Consider the following 2,203-nt stretch of genomic DNA (forward strand, 5'->3'; position numbering starts at 1 on the left):
GCCCCAAAAAAGGGGCTTTGACTCTCAATCACCGGCGGTCAGCGAAACCACCTTGTCGCGTCGCCCCAAACCGGCGGCCAGCATCGGCCGCGCATTCGAAAGACCCTCAAGCCAGGGCCGGGTGCCCGCCTTGAAACGCAAGCCGCCAGGGCTGTTTGCCAGGGCTTGTGCGGTGCAGCGCAGGATGCGCAGGCACTGCTTGTTGAAGTCCTGGATGCCGCTGCTCAAGGTGCGGCTGGGGCCCTGCGCTTGTCCGTCATTCATCGGGTGCTCCGTCATGCTGGTCATGGCGTGATTCTGGGAGCCGGGGGTGACGCGTTCGTGTCAGTTCAATGGCAGTTGTGTGACACGGGAAGAAATTCGCGTCGTGTGGCGGGCACGCATCGGCCGCCTGCGCAGCGCGTTTAAGAGCCCAACGCGTACCTGGTTGCCAACAGCACTTCGAGCCTCTTTGTTATGGCCTCGCATTCGTCCGCCTCCAGACGGCTGAACTGAGCCGCCCAGGTTTTGGATGAAGCAAATTTTGGAAACTGCGGTGGTTCGCCCCATTGCCAATCGGGGTGACTCGCTTTTGGGCTTCTTCCGAAGATATGCAGATGCATTTTCCGGTGAAGCTGGGGGGTTTTTGGTCCGGGTGGATGCGCCAGTTCGTTGAGCGCGTTGTTACCGGCCTCCCAGTAGTTCAGGCACCCTCCGGCGAGCTGGGGCAGTGTTTCCAGCATGGCTCTTGCGGTGGCTGCGACCAGGCAGGCCCATAGCGCCAGTTCATCGGGGGTCAGTTCACTTCTTTCCCACACCGGCCGGGGCGGATTGACCAGCAAATGTCCGCCATCGCTTCGATGGTTCATCGGGCTGACTGGTAACGCGACCGTGCCCCCGGCGCAATTGATGAGTGTGTGGTGAATGTCCAAGTGAAAATCTCCAAAAGAAGAGGGAATGAAAAAAGTGGTATCGGATGCGCGCTCAGTTGCTGCGCTGCCTCAGGCAGGCCATGGCGGTGACCGAAAGAAGAAGTGCAGCAACGCCGTAAATCCATGCGGAGGGCACGATGGGCAAMAACAGGCCGGCCAGCACCGGGCCTGCGCCGGCGCCCATGTCGCGCCAGACCGAGCGTGTGGCGAGAGCCTGTATGCGTCCGGGCCCCGGCGTGCGCAGTGCAACCAGCGGCGGCAGCAGCGGCAACAGCAAGGCACGCAAAACCACAATGGCAAGTGCGCAAGTCCACAGCCAGCCGAAACCAAAGCCCACCAGGGCAACAGAAGTGAGCACGGAGAAGGTCACCAGAAGAACTTCGACGCCATGCTTTTCAGCCATGTGTCCGCCGGCAGAACTCAAGACAATTTCCGCCAGGTAGCGGACCGACAGCAGAAGCCCGGCCACGATGACCGGGTTGCCGGGCAACAGGTCACGGCCCAGATAAGACAGGCCGATGATGAAGAGGCCGTCCAGCACCAGGCCTTCCGTGAAGGAAAAGATGTCCAGCCCGCCCGGAAGCCTGATTCCTGTTTTTCGTGGTGCCGGCTCGGCATGCGCGGCGGTTGGCAGCTGCCGCGAGACGAGCAAGGCACTCAACGCAACAGCCGCGAACAGGAAAAAAATAACTTTGGGGCCAAACCAAAGCGCACACACCCCGCCCAATGGCAAAGCAAGCATGGGCCCCAGTGCCGTGAATGCGCGGGACCGCCCTGCCCGACGCGCAGCGCCCGCCGGTTCGGCAGTGGCCAATGCCTGGGTGGCCAGGTTCAGGGCTGCGAAGGCCAGGCCCCACAAGAGCCGCAAGAACAACAGGGCGACGAACCCGGTCAGCATCGCGTAGCCCAGTGCGCACACCGCGGCCGCTAGCGCCGCCAGTGAGCAGGTGAGCCGTTCACCGTTGCGGGCGTAAAACCTTGCCACCGCTGCGTAGCCCGCTATTCGCACCAGGCGGTTGGCGGCCAGGAGAATGCCCGCTTCGGGCAAGGTGACGCCAAACGCAGGAGCGAACATCGGCAGGAGCAGGTAGAGCACCGTGTCCCCCGGAAGTGAGAGCCCGAGCACCATGGCGGCATGGCGCGAGTTGCGGTCGGAAGTAGAAGCCGTGATCTGTTGCATGGCTTGTATGGTGCGCAGGGCCGCCTCTCCCGACAAACGATATTAGTGCGCGGCACGTGTGAGAAAATTGCACACATGTTGCCTCGCCTGCCTCCGTTGAACGCGGTCCGTG

At 62.4% G+C, this 2,203-nt stretch carries 3 protein-coding genes; all 3 read right to left on the reverse strand.

The features are described 5' to 3' along the window. Positions 1-24: 24 nt before the first annotated feature. The 3 genes from AC1D1P_RS21570 to AC1D1P_RS21580 all read right to left on the reverse strand — a co-directional run bounded on the left by AC1D1P_RS21570 (position 25) and on the right by AC1D1P_RS21580 (position 2,091). Positions 25-288 carry a hypothetical protein gene (locus AC1D1P_RS21570; RefSeq protein ID WP_477667213.1) on the reverse strand — a complete coding sequence of 88 codons (264 nt, stop codon included), beginning with the start codon at positions 286-288 and terminating at the stop codon, positions 25-27. Between the two features lie 116 nt (positions 289-404). Continuing rightward, positions 405-911, reverse strand: a complete 507-nt coding sequence (locus AC1D1P_RS21575; protein ID WP_477674379.1) for a hypothetical protein — start codon at positions 909-911, stop codon at positions 405-407. 52 nt (positions 912-963) lie between these two features. Next, the gene (locus AC1D1P_RS21580) at positions 964-2,091 is read right to left on the reverse strand and encodes an MFS transporter (protein ID WP_477674380.1); all 1,128 of its coding nucleotides are present in this window, start codon (positions 2,089-2,091) and stop codon (positions 964-966) included. Between the last annotated feature and the right edge of the window lie 112 nt (positions 2,092-2,203).

Source organism: Polaromonas sp. P1_E1_2 (genome assembly GCF_056406035.1).